We start from the raw sequence: 3,460 nt of genomic DNA, 5'->3' as shown, positions 1-3,460 counted from the left end.
CGTCCTCGATGATGCGCCCTTCTTCCATGTCGATGAGCAGCATCTTGCCGGGCTGCAGGCGCCACTTCCGGACGATCCGCTCCTCCGGCACGTCCAGCACGCCGACCTCAGAGGCCATGATCACATGGTCCTCGTCGGTGATGACGAAGCGGGCGGGGCGCAGGCCGTTGCGGTCCAGGGTCGCGCCGATCTGGCGGCCGTCGGTGAAGGCCACCGCGGCCGGGCCGTCCCACGGCTCCATCAGGGCGGCGTGGTACTCGTAGAAGGCCTTGCGCTTGGCATCCATCAGCGGGTTGCCGGCCCACGCCTCCGGGATGAGCATCATCACCGCCTGCGCCAGCGGGATGCCGCCGGCCAGCAGCAGCTCCAGCGCGTTGTCCAGGCAGGCGGTGTCCGACTGGCCGTGCGGGATCAGCGGCCACATCTTGTTGAGGTCGGGACCCAGCAGGTCGCTTTCCAGCGACCGCCGCCGCGCGTTCATCCAGTTCACGTTGCCGCGAAGGGTGTTGATCTCGCCGTTGTGGGCGATGAACCGGTAAGGGTGCGCCAGCTTCCAGGACGGGAAGGTGTTGGTCGAGAACCGCTGGTGCACCAGCGCCAGCGCGGACTCGCAGCGCTCGTCCAGCAGGTCGGTGTAGAAGCTGCCGACCTGGCGGGCCAGCAGGAGGCCCTTGTAGACCACGGTCCGCGTCGAGAACGACGGCATGTAGACCTGGGTCAGCTCCGGGATGCCACGCTTGGCCGCCAGTTCGGCCAGCGGGTTCTGGAACTGCTTGCGCACGGCCAGCAGCTTGCGCTCGTGCGCGTCCTGGTCCTTCACGTTGGGACCGCGGCCGATGAAGGCCTGGCGGATCACCGGCATGGAGGCGAGCACCGCCTCGCCGAGGCCGGTCGTGTCGACGGGCACGTCGCGCCAACCGAGGACCGGCTGCTTCTCCACATGCAGGAAGTGCTCGAACTGCTCCAGCGCCGCAGCGCGGGCCAGGGCGTCCTGCGGCAGGAAGCACATGGCCACGGCATACTCGCCGGCCGGCGGAAGCTCGACCCCCTCGCCTTCGGCCCAGGCGCGATAGAGGCGGTCGGGGATCTGGATCAGGCAGCCGCAGCCGTCCCCGACCAGGGGGTCGGCGCCCACCGCGCCGCGATGGTCGACGTTGACGAGGATCTGCAGACCCCACGAGACCACCTCGTGCGACTTGCGGCCTTTGATGTTCGCCACGAAGCCCACGCCACACGAATCGTGCTCGTTCCTCGGGTCGTACAGGCCTTGCCGCTCAGGCGGGGTCATCGTCGTCTCTCACTCATGCACGCGGAAAAGCGGCCCCAGCCGTCGGGCCGTGCGCGCATCCCTCGGCGCATTTACCCGGCAAGATCGGCCCTTGTCGATGGGCGTGATGCTGCACTGCGGGGCAGATTGTTCTAACAGTTCGTGATCAGGGCGGTTCTGCGCCGCCCGCGACCGCGCCTGTAGCGTCGCCCGGCCTGGCCGCATCGACGCGGATGGCTCCTGCGTGTCGCGCCCCGGTGACTGCTAGAACACCGACCATCCGGTCTTCGCCGCCAGCTTCTCCAGCGCCAGGGCGCCCACCTGCGAGGTGCCGCTCTCGTTCAGGCCCGGCGACCAGACGCCGATCGCCGCCTTGCCGGGGACCACCGCCAGAATGCCGCCACCGACGCCGCTCTTGCCGGGCAGACCCACCTGGAAGGCGAACTCGCCGGAGGCGTCGTAGTGGCCGCAGGTCATCATCACCGCGCAGATCCGCCGCGCGTGCTCGGGGCTGATGATCTGTTCGCCGCTGATCGGGTCCTTGCCGCCGTTGGCCAGGAACAGGCCCGCCCTCGCCAGCTGCCGGCAGGTGATGCGTAGCGAGCACTGGTGGAAATAGGCGGTGAGGGTGTCCTCCACCGGGCTCTTCAGGTTGTCGAAGCCGCGCATGAAGTTGGCGAGGCTGTAGTTGCGGAAGCCGGTCGCGGCCTCTGAGCTCGCCACCTCCTTGTCCACGTCGATGGTCGCGTTGTCGGCGAAGCGGCGCAGGTTGTCGCGGATGTCGGTCACCACCTCCATCGGCGGCCGGCCCTCCATGAGGGCGTCGGTGACCACGATGGCGCCGGCGTTGATGAACGGGTTGCGCGGGATGCCGTGCTCGGCCTCCAGCTGGACGATGGAGTTGAACCGCGAGCCGGAGGGTTCGCGGCCGACCCGCTTCCACAGCTCGTCGCCCAGCCGCTGCAGGGCCAGCGTCAGGGTGAAGACCTTGGAGATCGACTGGATCGAGAACGGCATCCAGGCGTCTCCGGCCTCGGCTGTTTCACCGTCGACGGTGATGACCGCCAGCCCAAAGCGCTTGCCGTCGACCCGCGCCAGCGCCGGGATATAGTCGGCCACGTGGCCCTCCCCGCGGTGCGGCTGCACCTCCGCGGCCACCTCGGCGACGATCCGCGCAAGATCGGGCGCGGCGAGATCCAGCTTTGAAGCCATGACGGCGATCCCCCTAAAGAAGCCGTTCCGTGAGCTCGCCCCGCATACAGTGGTTCGAGCTCATCGACGCCCCATAACCGCCAGCGTTCAGGAAGGCGACATGGTCGCCTTCACGGAGCGGCGGCATCGGATGGCCGGCGGCCCAGACGTCCAGCGCCTCGTTGATGTTGCCGGCGATGGTCACCGGTCGCCAAGTCGCGGGATCGAGACCTCGCGGGACGCAGGGCACCGGCTCACAGGGCAGGTCGTAGTAGGCCGGCTCCGGCGCCAGGTTGAAGCCACCGTCAACGTGCACGAAGGTGGTGTCGCGCTTCAGCTCCACATCGGTGACGGCCAGCACCAGCAGCCCGGCGTCCTTGACGACATAGTCGCCCGGCTCTGCCGCGATCGTGACGTTCCGCCCGGCGAACCGGCGTTTCAGGACGGCCGACCAGCGTTCCAGGTCGAGGGCGGCGTCCGATGGCCGATGCGGGAGGCCGAGACCGCCGCCGATGTTCACCGTCGTGACGTCCGGGGCGTCGTCGAGGAAGGCGAGCGCTGCGGCGACCGCAGTCTCCCAGGCGTCCAGCTGGGCCGAGAGATAACCGCAGCCCACGTGGAAGTGGAGCGTGGTGACCTTCAGGCCATGCGCCCGCGCCGCCTCCAGCGCCTGGCCCCACTGCTCCCGATAGACCCCGAACTTGCTCGCCGTCGTCCCCGCATAGGTCAGCCGCTCGTTGTCGCCATAGCCGACGCCCAGCCCGGGATTCACCCGTACGCCGATGGCCCGGCCCGGCGCGCGCTCCCCGACCCGCCGGATCATGCCGACGCCGTCGCAATTGAGGGTCAGTTCCGGGTGCGCCAGCAGCCGGTCAAGGTCGCGGTTGGAAACCCCCGTGCCGGTGAAGCTGATGTCGCGGGCGGCGAACCCGCAGGTAAGCGCGCGGTCCAGCTCCCCGGGCGAACAGACGTCCACGCCGCAGAGCCCCCAGCGGGCCATGG

General features: G+C 69.2%; 2 protein-coding genes and 1 pseudogene. All 3 read right to left on the bottom strand.

Annotated elements, in window-relative coordinates:
• Positions 1-1,288: pseudogene (locus QZV94_RS24005) on the bottom strand (glutamate synthase subunit alpha); the annotation flags it as partial.
• A gap of 243 nt (positions 1,289-1,531) precedes the next feature.
• A complete protein-coding gene (locus tag QZV94_RS24000) occupies positions 1,532-2,479 on the bottom strand; it encodes a glutaminase (RefSeq protein ID WP_293682841.1) in 948 nt (315 codons plus the stop codon).
• A 13-nt stretch (positions 2,480-2,492) separates the two neighbouring features.
• The coding region (locus QZV94_RS23995) for a hypothetical protein (protein ID WP_293682839.1) at positions 2,493-3,460 on the bottom strand (968 nt) is incomplete at its 5' end.

The organism is uncultured Phenylobacterium sp., assembly GCF_902826855.1.
Taxonomy (GTDB): domain Bacteria; phylum Pseudomonadota; class Alphaproteobacteria; order Caulobacterales; family Caulobacteraceae; genus Phenylobacterium.
Note: the sequence above shows the minus strand (reverse complement) of the source record. Positions and strands in the feature narration are given on the sequence as shown.